Annotated in this window: 12 protein-coding genes; 5 read left to right on the top strand and 7 right to left on the bottom strand. The window is 64.9% G+C overall.

Annotated elements, in window-relative coordinates:
* Positions 1-77: 77 nt before the first annotated feature.
* Together peaA and J4D28_RS25095 are read right to left on the bottom strand one after the other, a co-directional pair.
* Complete coding sequence (gene peaA, locus J4D28_RS25100; RefSeq protein ID WP_103331684.1) at positions 78-1,658, bottom strand: quinohemoprotein amine dehydrogenase subunit alpha; 1,581 nt, start codon at positions 1,656-1,658, stop codon at positions 78-80.
* A gap of 740 nt (positions 1,659-2,398) precedes the next feature.
* Positions 2,399-3,556 (bottom strand): polymorphic toxin type 44 domain-containing protein, encoded by a 1,158-nt coding sequence (locus J4D28_RS25095; protein WP_103331678.1) that lies wholly within the window; start codon positions 3,554-3,556, stop codon positions 2,399-2,401.
* 188 nt (positions 3,557-3,744) lie between these two features.
* On the opposite strand from J4D28_RS25095, the gene J4D28_RS25090 reads away from it, so the two are divergent.
* The 3 genes from J4D28_RS25090 to J4D28_RS25080 all read left to right on the top strand — a co-directional run bounded on the left by J4D28_RS25090 (position 3,745) and on the right by J4D28_RS25080 (position 6,745).
* Positions 3,745-4,410: an HAD family phosphatase gene (locus J4D28_RS25090; protein WP_009050019.1), complete on the top strand. Its 666-nt coding sequence runs from the start codon at positions 3,745-3,747 to the stop codon at positions 4,408-4,410.
* Positions 4,411-4,538: 128 nt separating this feature from the next.
* Complete coding sequence (locus J4D28_RS25085; RefSeq protein WP_009050020.1) at positions 4,539-4,943, top strand: DUF1090 family protein; 405 nt, start codon at positions 4,539-4,541, stop codon at positions 4,941-4,943.
* A gap of 236 nt (positions 4,944-5,179) precedes the next feature.
* Complete coding sequence (locus J4D28_RS25080) at positions 5,180-6,745, top strand: PAS domain-containing methyl-accepting chemotaxis protein (RefSeq protein WP_009050021.1); 1,566 nt, start codon at positions 5,180-5,182, stop codon at positions 6,743-6,745.
* 157 nt (positions 6,746-6,902) lie between these two features.
* On the opposite strand, the gene J4D28_RS25075 is transcribed toward J4D28_RS25080, so the two are convergent.
* Positions 6,903-7,292 carry an MliC family protein gene (locus tag J4D28_RS25075; RefSeq protein ID WP_009050022.1) on the bottom strand — a complete coding sequence of 130 codons (390 nt, stop codon included), beginning with the start codon at positions 7,290-7,292 and terminating at the stop codon, positions 6,903-6,905.
* Between the two features lie 233 nt (positions 7,293-7,525).
* Between J4D28_RS25075 and J4D28_RS25070 the strand changes: the two genes are divergently transcribed.
* Positions 7,526-9,016 (top strand): aldehyde dehydrogenase, encoded by a 1,491-nt coding sequence (locus J4D28_RS25070; protein ID WP_009050023.1) that lies wholly within the window; start codon positions 7,526-7,528, stop codon positions 9,014-9,016.
* A 228-nt stretch (positions 9,017-9,244) separates the two neighbouring features.
* Entirely contained in the window at positions 9,245-11,146 is a 1,902-nt protein-coding gene (locus J4D28_RS25065) for an amidohydrolase (RefSeq protein ID WP_103331677.1), read from the top strand.
* A 225-nt stretch (positions 11,147-11,371) separates the two neighbouring features.
* Here the strand turns inward: J4D28_RS25065 and J4D28_RS25060 are convergent, their stop codons facing one another.
* The 4 genes from J4D28_RS25060 to J4D28_RS25045 are packed head-to-tail and all read right to left on the bottom strand — an operon-like array spanning position 11,372 to position 16,977.
* Complete coding sequence (locus J4D28_RS25060; protein ID WP_103331676.1) at positions 11,372-12,679, bottom strand: NAD(P)/FAD-dependent oxidoreductase; 1,308 nt, start codon at positions 12,677-12,679, stop codon at positions 11,372-11,374.
* Positions 12,676-13,353 carry a peptidase S8 and S53 subtilisin kexin sedolisin gene (locus J4D28_RS25055; RefSeq protein WP_103331675.1) on the bottom strand — a complete coding sequence of 226 codons (678 nt, stop codon included), beginning with the start codon at positions 13,351-13,353 and terminating at the stop codon, positions 12,676-12,678. The genes J4D28_RS25060 and J4D28_RS25055 overlap by 4 nt, the downstream gene beginning before the upstream one ends.
* Positions 13,343-15,061, bottom strand: a complete 1,719-nt coding sequence (locus J4D28_RS25050; protein ID WP_103331674.1) for an ABC transporter ATP-binding protein — start codon at positions 15,059-15,061, stop codon at positions 13,343-13,345. The genes J4D28_RS25055 and J4D28_RS25050 overlap by 11 nt, the downstream gene beginning before the upstream one ends.
* Positions 15,061-16,977, bottom strand: a complete 1,917-nt coding sequence (locus J4D28_RS25045) for a sigma-54-dependent Fis family transcriptional regulator (RefSeq protein ID WP_103331673.1) — start codon at positions 16,975-16,977, stop codon at positions 15,061-15,063. Before J4D28_RS25045 ends, J4D28_RS25050 begins: the two co-directional genes overlap by 1 nt.
* Between the last annotated feature and the right edge of the window lie 111 nt (positions 16,978-17,088).

Below are 17,088 nucleotides of genomic sequence, written 5' to 3'. Positions count from 1 at the left end.
CAAACCTCCTGTGCCGGCCCCCTTTCGCGGGGGCCTGCGGTCATTCCGAAAGGGTGTCTCAAGTCACGGACCGCGCCTCAAGGGATGGGTGGATTGTTCCAGCGTTGCACGGTGACGATCAGGTGGCCTGCGCCGGTCAGGGATTTCCCTGCGTCGTCGACGGCGGCGATCACCTTGAGGTTGCCGGCGTTGTTGGTGGACATCTTGCGCTGCGGGTTGGGCCCGGCATCGCCTGGAATGAACACGCCGCTGTCGGACTGCATCTGGCCTGCGAACTTGACGTCCTCGTCTTCCTTGGCCCGCTCGTCGAAGGCTTCGACCTTCCACTGCGCCGGGAACACGCCGATGCGGTACGGCTTGCCATCGGCGCCCTTGCCCCAGGCTTCGGCATCGAAGCGGCCCTGGACCTTGGGCGTCGAGCCACCGCCCTCGCCGATACGCGCCACCGAGAACTCAGGCACGACTTTGACTTCGGCGATTGTGCTGTAGACCGACAGCGTCGGGCCTTTCAGCGTGCCGACGGTGACGTTGCGCAGGCCCGGTTGGGCATTGGCGGCCGCCTTGAGTTTGAGCCTGATCCGCTGCGGGCTCTGCTCGAGGACTTCGAGCACTTCCACGCCCTTGCCAAAACTCGGCTTGCCGGTGAGGCCACTGCCGATCAGGGTGACTTCGGTTTCACCGCCAGCCTTCAGGTAACCCGGTTGCACCGCCAGCAAACGACTGCTGCCCTGCTTGGCGGCGATAAAGTCCAGGCCGCGTTCGTCGTGCTCGGCCTCGAACATCCGGCCCTGCAATTCATTGCCTTTGGCAGCGAACACCTGGCGCATGCTCACGCCGTCGATGCTGACATTGCCGCGCCATTCGTAGCCGCTGTAGAGGATCGCGCTGCCCTCGCCGTTGAACGGACTGCCGTCGGCGTACTGGCCCTTGACGCTGACCTTGAAGGTGTCATTGCCATCGGCGCTGACGCTCATCACCCCGGCCAGTTCGCCCTTGCCCGGCAGGTGGCCGCTGAAGCTCCAGTCGCCTGCCAGGGTCTCGGCCTTGGGTGCGCTGCCCAGCCATTTTGTCCAGGCCGGGTTGTCCAGCGGATACCGCTTGGCCAGCAGCGGCACCATCTCCTTGCGCGCCAGGTCGAACCAGTCGCGATCGCGGGACAGCGCCTGGTACTCCAGGGACGGCCATTGCCCGAGGTGGAAGTTCACCAGGCGTTCCCACTCCTGGGCCGGACGCCGTTGCAGGGCGACCCGCGCACCGGAGTGGCAGCGGCCGCACATCTGGCTGGTCTGTTCGTCGAACTTCTCCACCGTATTCAGGCGCCGCTCCAGGGCGTAACGCACGCCGTCGGTTTCGCTCGGCGCCAGGCCCTGGGTATCGGCCAGGTATTTGACCAGGGTGCGGCGGTCGTCGTCGCTGATCTGCAGGCCATGCATGATCTGCATGCGGGCGATGCTCATCAGCCAGCCTTCCGGGGTCTTGCGCTGGTGGCTGATGCGGCTCAGGCCGCCCCCCGTTTCCGGGGTATGGCAGCCCTGGCAGGTCTCCTTGAGGATGGCCTGTGCATCGCGCGCCGCGAGGCTGGGAGGGGAATGCAAGGCGGCGCAGACCGCCAGCGCCAGCAGGCCGCTGGACATGCCTGCTCGGAGTGTTCTCTTGATCAAGGTCGGACCTCCACGGAGCTTTTTATTAGGAGCTTTATTATTGTTGTGCGTCGTTTTTATGGTTTCTGCCATGCCCGTCGCGCCGGGCATGGAGGCAAGAGAAACGGCTGAGGTGAGCAATACACGGAGCGTGCCAGCTTACAAATGATGTGTTTTATCAAGGGCTTGCTGGAGTTCCAGGACACACCTCCCAGGCAATCGCCGGCCGGCCGCGTTTAATTTCGCGACAACTGTTCCACTCTGAGACGAGACCCGCCTGTGCCTGCAAGAGCAGAGGGATCTTGAGAGCTAAGCATAAGAAGGGAGAGATGGATGGCGGGGATGAATGCAGATGGAGTCAGGGTTTCGCGGTGTCCGTGATGCATTGCTTCAAACGATCCGTATCCGTGCCACTTCCTGGACGGGTATCAATATTGCCGTCCACATCAAGGTAGATACGAGTGGTGGGCCACTTAGGGGTGATATTGACGCAATGGTTACGGATCTTGTCCCCCCACCAGTAAAACTCCATAAAGAAGTTCTCATTGGGGAATATGTGGCCAAAATCCAACGTAACCTCCCCAGGGTACAAACCGCCGCGCCCGCCCCTATATATTCTGTGCTGTGTATTCCAGACACTCCCAAGCTTTTCCTTCGCTTCCTTGGGGTAGTAGACAATTACTGTAGGGGTAGCGACATAGCAGAACACCAAGGGGGAAAGTAGCAAGAGAAGAAGAACAGCGAAGATTCGCCCGTATCTAATGGGTTTCACATTTGTGCTCACTTGCAGCATCCCCCCATTCCTCCGGTGTAACTGCAAGTACTTCGTCCATGATCATTTTCGCTGTAACGCTCCCGTTGGGATGTTGCTTGTAAAGCTTCATGCCAATGCTAATCGAAATGCGGTCCGGAGCATCATCCCATGCCCTCAGCCCGTCAACATCAGGTGAACGATGCGGCCCGGGAAATCGTCTTTGGCTGGGAGGCTCTGTCATCAACTCTTTAACCTTTCGCACCGAGTCCGAGATGATCTGCTCGGCACCGGCACCATCCAGGAGTGCATTCTCAGAAAGCCCTCCGGCACTGCCTACATATCCGTAATGGATGTTCGACCAAATATCATAGAAATAATCATAGCCCCCCTGTTTGTGCCGAGGCTTTCCGCCAAATAGCCTCAACAGCTTCGGCTTGTGATCCCAAGGCCGGTCCTGCCCCACTCGCTCAGTCCAGATAGCAAAAGCCTTGGCCTTTTTTCCAAGCGCCAAGTTGTAGAAATCTGGGCCTTGACCGAATCGCATGTAAAAAGGCAGGGCTGCGTACTTTCTTGTTTCCTCTACCGGGTCAAAACTGTTCAAGGCTTTCATAAGCAGAACTGACGGATGCTTGATATTGGCATTCATCTCGCCAGCAATGTAGTTCGCCAGTTCTTCCATCATATCGGGGTCATTACAAACGGCAGACCCTGCAGTTTGACCTGATTGTTTGGAGGCCGCGCTTGGATCAACCAAGGCCCTGGCAGCGGTTGCCTTCGCGATCAGGTTCGGGTCAGCCAACAAGGTCGCCATCTTTTCATCATCCACTGAGCCATCCGCGCGAAATGCCCCAAGCATGGCAAAGTTGATGATGGCAGCATCAGGGGCCGGTCCTAAGACAAAGCCGCCGAAGGTGTCTGTTGATCCGGTGATGATCGTTCCACCGTGGCTGGTAGGGCTGCCTAAGTGAGCCATGGGACGACCATTCAAAAGGATGGAAGGAAATCCCGTGGTGATAACCGCACCGCAACCACAAACATCACCCACGCGGGCCGCACCCATGGAATTGATGTTGATATCGGCGCAAGCCGAAGCGATCGGGGTGGTGCCATGACCGGGGAGTGGGCAGACATGTTTGTCGCCCAGGCGAGCAGCGGAAAGCATTTATCACCTCAGGTAGCGATCCATGAAAACAGCCGACCTGATAGTCAGCGCTGTGACGCTATCAACGACCGCCGCTCACGGCGTTAGGAGCATTCTGAATCACCCCAAGAAATGGCTGACCCTCCTCGGCAGCTGCTACGATGCCTGGCTTAACCGCTTCAGCCCCCGGCCCTGACAGGAATCGCGCCATGCTCAATGCCCTGCTTTTCGATCTCGACGGCACCCTGACCGACACCGACCAATTGCACCTGCTGGCGTTGCAGCAGTTGTTGCTGGAGGAAGATGGCCGGGTGTTCACCCATCAAGAGTTCGAGGCCCATGTCAGTGGCCAGGCCAACGCCAATATGTGCCGCTACCTGTTCCCGCAGCGCTCGGTGGCCGAGCACGAGGCCTTTGCCGATCGCAAGGAAGCGCGCTTTCGCCAGCTGTCGCCGCAGCTGACGCCGATGCCGGGCCTGTTGCGCCTGCTGGATTTCGCCCGGGAACGCGGCATCGGCATGTGCGTGGTGACCAATGCGCCACGGGCCAACGCCGAGCACATGCTGGCCGTGCTGGGGCTGGGCGATCGCTTCGACACCGTGCTGGTGGCCGAGGAGCTGCCGCGGGCCAAGCCCGACCCGCTGCCCTACCTCACCGGCCTGGAGTGCCTGGGTGCCAGCGCCGAGGCCGGGATGGCCTTCGAGGACTCGATCCCCGGCCTGACCGCTGCGGTCGGGGCCGGGATCTTCACCGTCGGCCTGGCCACCAGCCAGAGCCCCGAGGCCCTGCTGGCCGCCGGTGCGCATCTGGTGGTCGAGGACTTCAACGACCCGCAATTGTGGGCGGTGATCGAGCGGATGCTCGGCTCGCGCTGAAGCTGCGCCCAACGGTCTGATGGGAAAACTCAGAAATAACCCAAGGCTTTTTCAGTTGTGTCTGATGGTCCGGCGTGCATTGGCTCTTGAAGATAGCGCCCCGCACGCCTGTCGTATCAAGGACCTTCATGAACGCCCTCACCTCCCTCACCCTGCTGGCCCTGCTTGGCCTTGCAGCCAGCACGGGCCACGCCCAGGAAGACCCCGAACCGGCCCCGCCGGAAGCCACCAGCAGTTGCCTGACCCGCGGCGAGGCCATCAAGAGCAGCCTGGAAAAACTCCTGCCCGACCCCGCGTACCGCCAACTGGCCGGCCTGCAACGGGCGCTGGATCCCCTCAGCCGCTATTGCGACGGCCTGCACTTCGAGCACAACCCGCCCCTGCGCCAGGCCGAGTACCAGGTGATATTGCGCCAGATGGAACTCGACGCCGCGCAGCGTTATGGCGACCCGAGCATCATCGACAAGCGCAAGGCGCGGCTCACCCACGCCCTGCAAGTCCTGCAATACGCCCTCGGCGCCCACGACAGCTGAAGCGGGCTTCCTGCCCGTTGCGCTTCGTCAGCGGCTCGCTCCGGCGAGCCCGGGCTGCTTTGGCGCCAGATTTTTCCCAACGGATTCAACGACCTGCAAAACCCGCTCGGGAGTATTCAGAATTCCTCGCAGATGGGAATGCAACTAATTGTTATGCAAGGAATTTTCTAAAATTTCTCTAAGATTGTTCTGAATTGTGCCGATGGATTTTGTAGGACAAAAGGAGCAATCTGGAAATGAGAAACAATCAGCCCGTTACACAACGCGAAGTGGCTCTGGGGTCGAACCAGAAACTCATCTCCACCACCGATGCCCATGGCGTCATCAGCTACTGCAACGATGCCTTCGTGGACATCAGCGGTTTCGACCGCGATGACCTGATCGGCGCTCCACAGAACATCGTCCGTCACCCCGATGTCCCCCCCGCGGTATTTGCCCATATGTGGGCAGCGCTGAAACAGGGCCAGCCGTGGATGGGCATCGTCAAGAACCGCTCGAAGAACGGCGACCATTACTGGGTCAACGCCTACGTCACGCCAATTTTCGAGGGCAGCCGGATCGTCGGCTACGAGTCGGTCCGGGTCAAACCCAGCGCCGAACAGATCCGTCGCGCGCAAGACCTCTACCAGCGCCTCAACCGCCAGCAGCCGGCCATCCCCCGCCGACATCGCTGGCAACCGGCCCTGCTCGGCTGGGCGCCCTTCCTGGCCACGGGCCTGGCCGGTGGCCTGAGCGGTCTCTGGCTGGCGCCGCCTTTGGCGCTGGCGGTGGCCGCCGGGGTCTCCGTGCCCCTGGCGCTGCTGGCGATGCAGCGCCAGAACCATGCCGCCCGGCGCCTGCTGCAACTGGCCGACTCGTCCACCTGCGACCCGTTGATCGCGCAGATGTACAGCGACGCCCACGGCCCCCAGGCGTGCCTGGAAACCGCCTTCGTCAGCCAGGACGCGCGGCTGAAAACCTGCCTCACCCGCCTGCAGGACAGCGCCGAGCAGCTCAATGCCCTGGCCAGCCGCTCTGACACCCTGGCCAGCGACAGCTCCCGCGGCCTGGACCGCCAGCGACTGGAAACCGAGCAGGTGTCCGCCGCCGTCAACCAGATGGCCGCCACCACCCAGGAAGTGGCCAGCCATGTGCAGCGCACCGCCGACGCCACCCAGGCCGCCAACCAGTTGACCGGGCGTGGGCGCGAAGTGGCCCGCGATACCCGCGAAGCCATCGAACGCCTGTCGCAGGTGGTCGGCGAGACCGGGCAGAACGTCGCGCAACTGGCCAGGGACAGCGACGAGATCGGCACCGTGGTCGATGTGATCAAGGGCATCGCCGACCAGACCAACCTGCTGGCACTCAACGCCGCCATCGAAGCGGCCCGCGCCGGTGACATGGGCCGCGGTTTCGCCGTGGTGGCCGACGAGGTGCGCCAGCTGGCCCAGCGCACCGCGCAATCGACCCAGCAGATCCATGAGCTGATCACCCAGTTGCAGAACTCTTCGCAAAACGCCGTGCAGAGCATGGAAAGCGGCCAGCGCCAGGCCGAGGAAGGCGTGGCCCGGGTGCTGGAGGCCGACCAGGCGCTGCTGGGCATCAGCGAGGCAGTGGCCAACATCACCGACATGACCACCCAGATCGCCGCCGCCACCGAGGAGCAGAGCGCCGTCGCCGAGGAAATCAGCCGCAATATCAGCACCATTGCGCAACTGGCCGACCAGACCTCGGAACAGGCCCATCACTCGGCCGAACTGAGCAAGGAACTGACCCAGACCGCCACCACCCAGTACTCGCTGGTGGAGCGTTTCAACCGCTAGGTCAGCGGCGCTTGTGCCGATCTATCGCGAGCAAGCTCGCTCCTACGGAGAATGCGCAACCCCTGTAGGAGCGAGCTTGCTCGCGATGACGGATGGAGGAACAACGCAACAGCCTGGGCCTTCGCCGGCCGGACAAGCGAGACTGCGACTGAGGGCGTTATTGCTCCTCGGCCTTCTGCTCCTTGCAGTCCTTGAGCAGTTGCTGTTCCTTGGCGGTGTGGTCGGCCTCCAGGAAGCTCAACAGGCCGCTGTCGCCCTTGGTGTGCCAGCGGTAGCTGTTCTGCTCGTCGTCGGCGACATACAGCGCGCCGGAACCTGAGCGGGCGATATGCATCGGGATCAGCTGGCCCTTGTAATACAGGGTGGCGAACGAGGCGCCGTTATCGATGTTCAGGTACGCCGCCTGCACCTCTACCCCACCCTCGCAGCGGTAGCTGGCCAGGCTGCTCTGGTACGCCGGCAGTTCCGGCTCGGCCGGGGTCGTCGCAGCCTGGGCAAAGAATGGAGCCAGCAACACGGCGGTTCCCAGGATCGTTGAAATCTTCACTGCACATCTCCTTGTTCAATGCTCCTTTTATAACGAGCCCCTTTACGACGAATTCGCGGCGGGTAAGTTCAGGCCGGACTTGTCTCAAGGCATTCGCAAATTGCGACAGCTTGTATCCGGCGCTCTCTCGCCACCGTTAATAAACCCCATTCAAATCATCGAGTTAAGCGCCAGTGAAAACTGGCACAGGGGTTGCGAAAGCCCTCGCCTCACGCATAACAAGAGGTTCTGTCATGGCTATTGCAACCCTGCTCCCCGCCACCACCGCGTTTATCCAGCGCGCCCCGCGCATGCTGATCGGCGCCGAATGGGTCGAGGCCGCCGACGGCCAGACCATGCCCCTGCGCAACCCGGCCACCGGCGAACAATTGTGCGTGGTGCCGCGGGCCACGGTGGACGATGTCGACCGCGCGGTGCTGGCTGCGCGCCAGGCCTTCGACGATTCGCCCTGGAGCCGCACCCGCCCGCGGGAACGGCAGAACCTGCTGTGGAAACTCGCCGACCTGATGCAGCGCGACGCCGAGCTGCTGGCGCAACTGGAATGCCTGAACAACGGCAAGAGCGCCGCGGTGGCCCAGGTCATGGACGTGCAACTGGCCATCGACTTCCTGCGCTACATGGCCGGCTGGGCGACCAAGATCGAAGGCAGCAGCGTCGAGGTCTCAGTGCCGTTGATGCCCGACCAGCAGTTCCACAGTTTCATCCGCCGCGAGGCGGTGGGCGTGGTCGGCGCCATCGTCGCCTGGAACTTCCCGCTGCTGCTGGCCTGCTGGAAGCTCGGCCCGGCCCTGGCCACCGGCTGCACGGTGGTGCTCAAGCCGGCCGACGAAACCCCGCTGACCGCGCTGAAACTCGCCGAGCTGGTGCAGGAAGCCGGCTACCCCGACGGCGTGTTCAACGTGGTCACCGGCACCGGCATCACCGCAGGCGCCGCCCTGACCCATAACCCACGGGTGGACAAGCTGACCTTCACCGGCTCCACCGCGGTGGGCAAGGAAATCGGCAAGATCGCCATGGACTCCATGACCCGAGTCACCCTGGAACTGGGCGGCAAGTCGCCGACCATCGTCATGGCCGATGCCGACCTGGGCAGCGCCGCGGCCGGCGCCGCCAGCGCGATCTTCTTCAACCAGGGCCAGGTCTGCTGCGCCGGCTCCCGGCTGTATGTGCAGCGCAAGCACTTCGACAAGGTGGTGGCCGATATCGCCGGCATCGCCAACGCCATGAAGCTCGGCAGCGGCCTGGACGCCAGCGTCGACATGGGCCCGCTGATCTCCGCCCGGCAGCAGGAACGGGTCTGGCGCTACATCGAAATGGGCCGGGAAAGCGGCGCCACCATCGCCTGTGGCGGCGAGCAGTTCGGCCCCGGTTATTTCGTCAAGCCGACGGTGATCGTCGACGTCGACCAGCAGCATTCGCTGGTGCAGGAAGAGATCTTCGGCCCGGTGCTGGTGGCCATTCCTTTCGACGACGAAGCCGATGCCCTGCGCATGGCCAACGACAGCCCCTACGGCCTGGGCGCGAGCATCTGGTCCAACGACCTGGCGGCGGTGCACCGGATGATCCCGCGGATCAAGTCCGGCTCGGTCTGGGTCAACTGCCACAGCGCCCTCGACCCGGCGCTGCCGTTCGGTGGCTACAAGATGTCCGGCGTGGGCCGGGAAATGGGTTACGCGGCGATCGAGCATTACACCGAGCTGAAATCGGTGTTGATCAAACTCTGACCCGCGCTAGCCCTAGCGCCCCGCACTCGCGCAGGCGCTCCTCAACCGCGGCGCCGGGGTCTGCCCGGCGCCTCCCGACGACTGGTCCAGGGTCGCCGACCCGCTGCCCGGTCCGCGCCCCGAACGGCTGCTACGCTCAGCCCGAGCTGGCTCGATAGCTGCCCTGCGAACCTGGCTCACCCCCTTCAACCCACACCTCATCACCACCGAAAACCCGAGGAAAGCATCATGGGATCAAATGGACATGATCACGACGGCGTCCAATGCGGATGCCACAACCCCATCTGGAACGCTCTGAAAGACACACTCGACCCGGCCAGCCATAGCGCCAACCAACCACAGGACGCCAATGAACTGGCCAGGGAACCGGCCGGCGAGTCCATCATCTTTACCAACGGCACCATCTACCCCTTGCGCGACGGCAACATGGACGAACGGGTCGAGGCCCTGGGCATCCACGCCGGCGACGTGGTCGCCTCCGGCACCCTGGCCGCCGTCGAAGCCCGCATGAACGCCCTGGGCATCACCTACAAGAAGCAGTCCCTGAACGGCAGGACCCTGTTGCCCGGCCTGATCGAACCCCACGCCCATATCGTGCAGAGCTGCGCCACGGAAGGCTGGCTGAACCTGGGGGCCATCGATAGCGACAACCCGGATGAGCACAAGAACCAGCGGCTACGGCCCACCTATGACTGGAACTGGTTGAAAAGCACCATCCAGGCCAACCTGCCCAAGGACAACTCGACCTGGATCCTCGGCCATCAGGTCGATCCGGCGCTGATGCCGTTCCAGGTCGTCCCCCACGGCCTGAACAGACTCATCACCTTTCACTGTGGCTCCGGCGACGACATCGGCAACCTGGACACCATCGACAAGCAGCACCCGATGCTGCTGATCAGCGCGTCCATGCACACCGCCTACCTGAACACCGCGGCGAGCGACGCGGTGTTCGAGAAGACCGGTGTTAGGGCCGACAACGGAGTCCTGCAGGAAGCCGAGGTGCTGGCCGCCATCAAGAGCATTCCCCTCCGGCAGCAGCTGGAAATACTGAATATCTTCAAGCACCTCGAGGACTACTTCGACAAGGCTTCGCGCCGCGGCATCACCCTGCTCTACGACGCGATGATGGACTCCCAGTCGAAGCTGGTACTGGGCGCCTACTTCCTGACCCGCCCCCGCAAGCTGCGGATCGGCTACGCCGCCGCCTGCGATGGCACGCCCGAGGCCATCGGCAAGCTGCCGCGCTACCAGCCGGTCAGCCGGGAACAGGCCAAGCGCTTCTATCAGGGCGCGGTCAAGCTGGTGTCGGACGGTTCCAACCAGGGGCTGACGGGCTACCAGGCCACGCGCTACTGCTGCGAGGCGACACGGCCGGTGGGCAATTTCAATTTCTGCGACCAGGACCACACCCCGGTCACCACACCCGATGCCTACAAGACTGTGGTGCGCAATGCCGTCGAAACCGGCTGGCCGCTGATGATCCATGCCAACGGCGACCGGGCCATCGACTTCACCCTGCAAGCCTATGAGGCGGCCCTGCAAGGCAACAGCGCCCAGGAAAAACGCCACCGCATCGAGCACTGCTCGCTGCTGACCGCCGACACCCTGCAGACCATGCAGCGCCTGGGCCTGTCGCCGAGTTTCCTGATCGGTCATGTCGGCTACTGGGGCTACGCCTTCAAACAGGCGATCTTCGAAGGCAAGGCCGAACAGATGCTCGACCTGTGCCAGTCGGCCCTGGACCACAACCTGAAAGTGACCCTGCACAGCGACTGCTCGGTAACGCCGCTGGGGCCGCTGCGTTCCATGGAACAGGCGGTGACCCGCAAGATGGAAGGCATTCGCGATGCCCAGGGGCGGTTCGTCCACGACCCAAGGCTGCAACCGATCCTCAATGAAGCCGAATGCCTGACGCGCAAGCAGGCCCTGAAAGCCATCACCTATGACGCGGCCTGGCAGTGCCACGCCGAAGGCTGGACCGGGTCGTTGCAGGACGGCCATTTCGCGGACCTGGTGATTCTCGAGCAAGACCCGCTCGACGAAAAAGTGCCGGCCACCCACATCAGGGACATCAAGGTCTGCGAAACCTGGAAAGGCGGCCACCGGGTGTACGTCAATCCCGATAGCTGATCGTTAGCTGTCGCAAGCCGGGCAGCGGGCTTTGGATGGCCGCTGCGCGGTTCGCGGGCAAGCCTCGCTCCTACAGGGTTGCCTCATCTTCTGTAGGAGCGAGGCTTGCCCGCGATCAATCGCCCAGGCACCACATATCCGCTGATCGATCGCCCGAGCCTTTTACGACGGCTGCGCCGCCGATCGCAGCCTGCGGCAGCGGCTACAGAAAGCCGCCCCTTTGCCTCAAGGCTTGTAGCCCTGCCCCAGCAACCAGCCACGCACGGCCCTGTCCTGCTCCGCGCTCAACCCCGCCAGCAGCTGTTGCGCCGGTTCGTTGGGCAAGCGGCGCAACAGCGGCGCCAGCTCCACCCCCTGCACATGCCAGATGCCCAGCGGCTGGTCCGGGGTGATCACCACCTCGGCTTCATCCACCAGGCCCTCGCGCAATACCGGGGCGCGCTCGATGCGCAGGGCGGAAAAGTCCGCCACGGCGTGCGCCGGCTCGCGGTCCGGCCATTGCCGGCGGGCCTGCCAGAACGGCTGCTCGGCCCAGCGCTGCTCGTCGGCGTAGAAATCGCGGCCGATGCGGGCGAAGCGCAGGAACAGTTGCTCCACCCGCCGGGCATGGAAGCGCTGCGCCAGGGCCGCGCGTTCGGGCCGTTGCAGTAGCGTGTTGATTACTGCCGGCGCCTGCAACGCCGAGGACAGCGACTGGAAGATACCGTTGCCCGACAGCGGGTCCACGGCCATGGCCGCATCGCCCACGCGAATCCAGTTAGCACCACAAACTTGCGGGCAGAGAATCGCCGTGCTGCTGCGCGCGTGCAGCTGCAAATCGTGCTCCGGCCCATCAGCGAAAAACTCCCGCACCAGGGCCGAACCCCGGCGGCGCTGGCGGCAGTAATCCAGCAGTTGCGCCTTGCCCGGTAACTCGGCGCTGGCCACGTCCACTGTCAGTTGCCAGTAACACTGGCCATCGGCCTGGCGCGCCATCCAGGCCCAGCCGTCCTCAAGGCTGTGCACGGCGCTGGCGGTGGCGCCCGGCGCGCCCTGCCAACGGTTGAGCAGGCTGAGCGTTTCCGGGCCCCGCAGGCCTTTGCCCAGTTCTTTACTCAAGGCAGGCGCCTGGCGCCCGCGGGCCTCCACCAGAAAATCCGTTAGCCGCTCGGGCTGCCCCTCGATCCGCAGCCGATGCCCGCTCGCCGTCGACTGCACCTCCAGCACCCGGCCTTCGATCAACTCGACCCCGGCCTCGCGCAGGTCCTCGCGCAAACCGCGATCGAAGCGCGGGCGATCCAGCAGGTATTCGACGTTCTGCCCATGGCTCTGGCCGTTCCATGCCACCTGACGCTGGGACGCCTGCAACCCAGCCTCCAGCGCCCGCCCCAGGCCGGCGCCACGCAGGGCTTCGAGCACCCGCAGCGACACCCCTTCGAGCGCCGGGAAACGCCGCCACTCGCTGACCAGCGCCACCGCGTAGCCCAGCCGTCGCAAGCCCAGGGCCACCGCGGCGCCAGCCGGACCGGCGCCGAGAATCAGCAGCGGCCTCATGGCCAGCCGCGCCGTTCAGGGCCGTGATAGCGGGCATGGGTCTGCAGCCACTGGACCACCTGCGGGTTGTCGGCGTCGTGGTGTTCGCCGAGGTAACGGGCGATGTGCCCGCTCAGTGCCGCGCAGCCCAGGCTGGCGCCGGACTGGCCGGGGTGGCTGCCCTGCACACAGGCGGCGAAATCCGCCTGCTGGCTGTCGAGCCACGACCATTCGCCGGGGGTGCAACGGGCATCGCCGGTCACCCGCAGCACGCCCGGGTAGCGGGCCGGAAATACGCCTTCGCCCTGGGCCGGGCTCGATGCGCACAACAGCACGCCGCGCGCCAGGGCCGCCGCGCAGGCTTCGCGCAACAGGCTGCGGTCCTGGCGCAGCCCCAGGCTGAGGTTGATCAGCCGCACCTGCTGGCTCACCAGCCAGTCCAGGGCGCTGGCGATCTGCAGGGCGCTGGTCACCCCGCGCTGGTCGAACACCTGGGCCACACAGAAACGCGCCTTGGGCGCCCGCTCGCGGATCGCCTCGATAATCGCGCTGCCGTGACCGAGGGGGTCCTCGCGCAAGTCACCCTCGCCCACCCCGTCCTCCACCAGGTAGAAGCGCCGCCCGGCCACCACCTGCGGGCGTTGCCCGGCCGTATGCCCGCTGTCGACCACGCCGATCCGCAGCTCAGGCTTCATGGGGCACCTTCACCGACTGCAAGACGCCGTCCACCAGCTCGAAACGCAGGTCGGCGTCGGCCAGGGTCGAGGGCCGGTGGCTGATCAGGATCCGCGTGCGCCCGGCGAACAGCCGGTCGATGGCCTCGATCACTTCGCGCTCGGTGCTTTCGTCCACCGCCGAGGTGGCTTCGTCCAGCACCAGGATCAGCGGGTCCTGAAGCAGCGCACGGGCAATCGCGATCCGTTGTTTCTGCCCGCCGGACAACTGCTGGCCGCGCTCGCCCAACGGGCTGTCGAGGCCTTCGGGCAGCGACTCGATCAGGCTCTCCAGTTGCGCCAGCCGCGCCACCTCGGCCACCGCCGCGCGCGGTGCGTCGGGCACGCTGTAGGCCAGGTTGTCGGCCAGGCTGCCGCGGAACAGCACGATGTCCTGGCTGACCACGGCGATGCGCCGGCGCAGCTCGAACAGGTCGAGCTGGCGCAGGTCGACGCCGTCCAGCAGCACCTGCCCGGACTGCGGGTCGTGGTGGCGTTGCAGCAGGTCGATCAGGGTCGACTTGCCGACCCCGGAGCCGCCGCCCAGGGCCACCTTCAGGCCATAGGGAATGCGCGCCTCGATACCGCGCAGGGTGCTCGGCCGCCCCGGGTGGCTGAAATGCACGTCGCGGAAATACAGCTCGCCGCCGCTGGGCATCGGCAGCGGTTGGGCCGGCGTGGTCACGCTCGGTTGTTCGCCGCGCAGCTCCATGACCCGGCCCAGGCTGACGGTCATGCGCTGGATCGCCACGTACAGCCCCAGCAGGCTCTGCACCGGCCCCACGGCCATGCCCAGGTAAGTGGAAAAGGCGATCAGCGCGCCCAGTTGCCAGGTGCCCTGCACCACCCAATAACCACCGATCAAAAACGCACAGGCCCGCGACAGCGAAGTCAGGGTGCCGGGCACCGCCTGGGTGAAGAACTCGCTGACCTGCAGGCGCAGCAACTGGCTCATGTAGCCCTGGCCCAGGCGCTCCAGGCGCCGGGCTTCGCGCTGCTGCTGGCCGGCGCTCTGGATGAACTTCATCACCGGCAGGGTCTCGACCATGAACGACGACATGTCCGCCGAACGCTCGCGCAGTTGCCGCACGTCGCGCTCGACCTTGCGCCGCATCCAGCGCAGCCAGAGCAGGTCCAGGGGAATCAGCAACAACGCCAGCAACGACAGCTGCCAGGACAGGGTCACCAGCATTGCCAGGGCCACCAGCAGGCCGATCACGCTGGACACCGCGGAGAACAGCGAATCGACGGCAAACCGCTGGATCTCCGCCACGTCGCCATCGAGCCGCGACATCAGGTCGCCGATCCGCCGCTGCCCGTAGAAGCCCGGCGACAGGCGCTGCAAATGGCGGTACAGGTCGTCGCGCAGGGCGAACAGAATCCGCCCCGACAGGCGCGTGTGCAGGTAGCGGTTGATGCCCGACAGCGCGGTGCCCAGCAGCCCGGCGAGAATCATCAGCCCGGCGATCCACACCAGCATCGGGAAATTGCGCGCCAGCAGGCCGTCATCGATCAGCAGCTTGGTCAGCCACGGCTGCACCAGCACCAGCAGCGAGGCGCACACCGACAGCGCCAGCAGCCCGGCGATGGCCAGGCGCTGCGGGCGGACAAACCCGTACAGCCAGCGCAAGGCGGCTTGCAGGGCCGCGGGGTCGGGGCTGTCCACCAGCCGGCTGAGCAGGCGCGACATCAACTGCGCAACTGCTTGAGCTTGCGGTACAGGGTCGCGCGACTGATGCCCAGGGCATCGGCGGCGGCGGAAACATTGCCCTGGTGACTGTCCAGCGCCTGGCGGATCAGCTCCAGCTGGTTCTCGCGGATGCTGCCGGTGGCCGGCCGCTCGCTGGCGTTGAGATCGTCGAGCATGCTGTCGGGCAGATGGTCGAGGCCCAGGGCCGCTTCGCCCTCCTCGCGCATCGCCAGGGCGGTGCGCAGGACCATCTCCAACTGGCGAATGTTGCCCGGCCAGTGATAGCCGGCCAGCAGCTGGCGCAGGTCTTCGGCCAGGGCCACCCCGGGGCTGCCGAGCTTGGCCAGCAGGACCTCCAGCAGCGCGTCGAAGTCCTCGCGTTCGCGCAGCGCCGGGAGCATCACGCTGATGCCGTTGACCCGGTAGAACAGGTCCTCGCGGAACTGCTTGTCGGCCACCTGCTGCTTGAGGTCGCGGTGGGTGGCGCAGATCAGCGCGATGTCGATGTCTTGCTCTTCGCCGGCGCCCAGCGGCGCCACCTTGCGGTCCTGCAACACCCGCAGCAGGCGCGCCTGCAAGGCCAGCGGCATATCGCCGATTTCATCGAGGAACAGGGTACCGCCGTGGGCCTGTTGCAGGCGGCCGATCATGCCGCCACGGCGCGAACCGGTGAAGGCGCCCTCGCGATAACCGAACAGCTCCGACTCGATCAGGCCTTCGGGGATCGCCGCGCAGTTCACCGCGATAAAGGGTTTGTCGGCGCGGCTGCCGGCCAGGTGCAGGGCGCGGGCAACGACCTCCTTGCCAGTGCCGGTTTCCCCCAGCAGCAACACCGGCAAGGCATTGGCCAGGCCCTGGCGGGCCATGCGCAAGGCTCGGGCATAACGGCTGTTGCTGCCGGCCAGATTGTCGAGTTGTGGGTCGAGTTGCGGATGGCTCGGGGCATTCTTCGGCGCACTGCGCAACACGCTGCTGACATTGATCGAGCGTTGCGGCGCGCGCAGGGTCTTGTAGAAGAACTCGCCCTTGGCGGTCTGCAGGCTGCCGATGCCGCCCTGTTGCAGGCGCGCCAGCAATTGCAGGCCGTCGACGCCGAGAAATTCCTCGCAGCGCCGGCCGACCAGGGCCGCGCGCGAGGCATTGAGCAACTGGCAGGCCTGGGTGCTGACCGCGAGGATCTGCCCGCCCAGGCTCAGGGCCAGCAGGCCTTGCCAGGGGGATTCCAGGTACTGCCGACGACTGTGGAAGGCCAGGACGATCTGCTCCGGATAGGAGGCGTTGAACACCCGGCTCTCGATCTGGCTGACCGCCATGGCCAGCAGCGCCGAGCTGTCCTGGAAGCGCCCCAGCGGACCTTCGCGGGTCAGGTCGAGCACGCCGAGGATCTCGCCCTGGGGGCAATGGATGGGCACCGAGGTGCAGGAAAAATGGCTCAGGCGATCCAGGTAATGTTCGCCGCAGTCGATCAGGGTGGTGCGGGCTTCCACCAGCGCCGTGCCCAGGGCATTGGTGCCGCGGGTGGCTTCGCTCCAGCAGGCACCGAGGGTGATGTCTTGCACGCCGCTGCCCTTGAGCCGGTCGGCGCGGCCTTCGATCGACAGAATGGTGGCGTCGGCATTGGCCAGGATGATCAGGCCATCCTGGCCCTGGCGCTCGGCCAGGTAGTCGATGGCGGGGATCGCCGCGTCGAGCAGCAGGCGATTGCTCGCCAGCAGCACCTCGAGGCTGGCGCCGGATTCCAGGGTCAGTTCCGGCTGGCCATTGAAGTGCACGCCATGGCTGAGGCTGCGCCGCCATGAGGCATCGATTTCCGCACGCAATACGCCATCGGGGACTTCGCCTTCCAGATGGAGTTTTTTCCGGGCCAGTCCGGCCTTGTGCTGCAGCTCGCCCGTTGTTGTTCTTATAAGAGTCATCAAGCGCTCCGAATCGGTCCGCCCGGCCCTCCCCGGTCCATTCCCTTGGATTGCGAGGAGCACGCAAGCCAAGGCCAATGTCTACACCCGGTTCAGATGGCAGTAAAGGGA

Origin of the sequence: Pseudomonas sp. GW531-T4, from assembly GCF_017349615.1 — a bacterium.
Lineage (GTDB): Bacteria > Pseudomonadota > Gammaproteobacteria > Pseudomonadales > Pseudomonadaceae > Aquipseudomonas > Aquipseudomonas chlororaphis_I.
This window is presented reverse-complemented; position numbering and strand designations above follow the sequence as displayed.

Bases quoted from the DNA above. Each gene is read 5' to 3' on its own strand.
- J4D28_RS25065 (WP_103331677.1), top strand. From the start codon at position 9,245: ATGGGATCAAATGGACATGATCACGACGGCGTCCAATGCGGATGCCAC.
- J4D28_RS25045 (WP_103331673.1), bottom strand. From the start codon at position 16,977: ATGACTCTTATAAGAACAACAACGGGCGAGCTGCAGCACAAGGCCGGA.
- J4D28_RS25050 (WP_103331674.1), bottom strand. From the start codon at position 15,061: ATGTCGCGCCTGCTCAGCCGGCTGGTGGACAGCCCCGACCCCGCGGCC.
- J4D28_RS25070 (WP_009050023.1), top strand. From the start codon at position 7,526: ATGGCTATTGCAACCCTGCTCCCCGCCACCACCGCGTTTATCCAGCGC.
- J4D28_RS25085 (WP_009050020.1), top strand. From the start codon at position 4,539: ATGAACGCCCTCACCTCCCTCACCCTGCTGGCCCTGCTTGGCCTTGCA.
- J4D28_RS25095 (WP_103331678.1), bottom strand. From the start codon at position 3,556: ATGCTTTCCGCTGCTCGCCTGGGCGACAAACATGTCTGCCCACTCCCC.
- J4D28_RS25060 (WP_103331676.1), bottom strand. From the start codon at position 12,679: ATGAGGCCGCTGCTGATTCTCGGCGCCGGTCCGGCTGGCGCCGCGGTG.
- J4D28_RS25080 (WP_009050021.1), top strand. From the start codon at position 5,180: ATGAGAAACAATCAGCCCGTTACACAACGCGAAGTGGCTCTGGGGTCG.
- J4D28_RS25090 (WP_009050019.1), top strand. From the start codon at position 3,745: ATGCTCAATGCCCTGCTTTTCGATCTCGACGGCACCCTGACCGACACC.
- J4D28_RS25055 (WP_103331675.1), bottom strand. From the start codon at position 13,353: ATGAAGCCTGAGCTGCGGATCGGCGTGGTCGACAGCGGGCATACGGCC.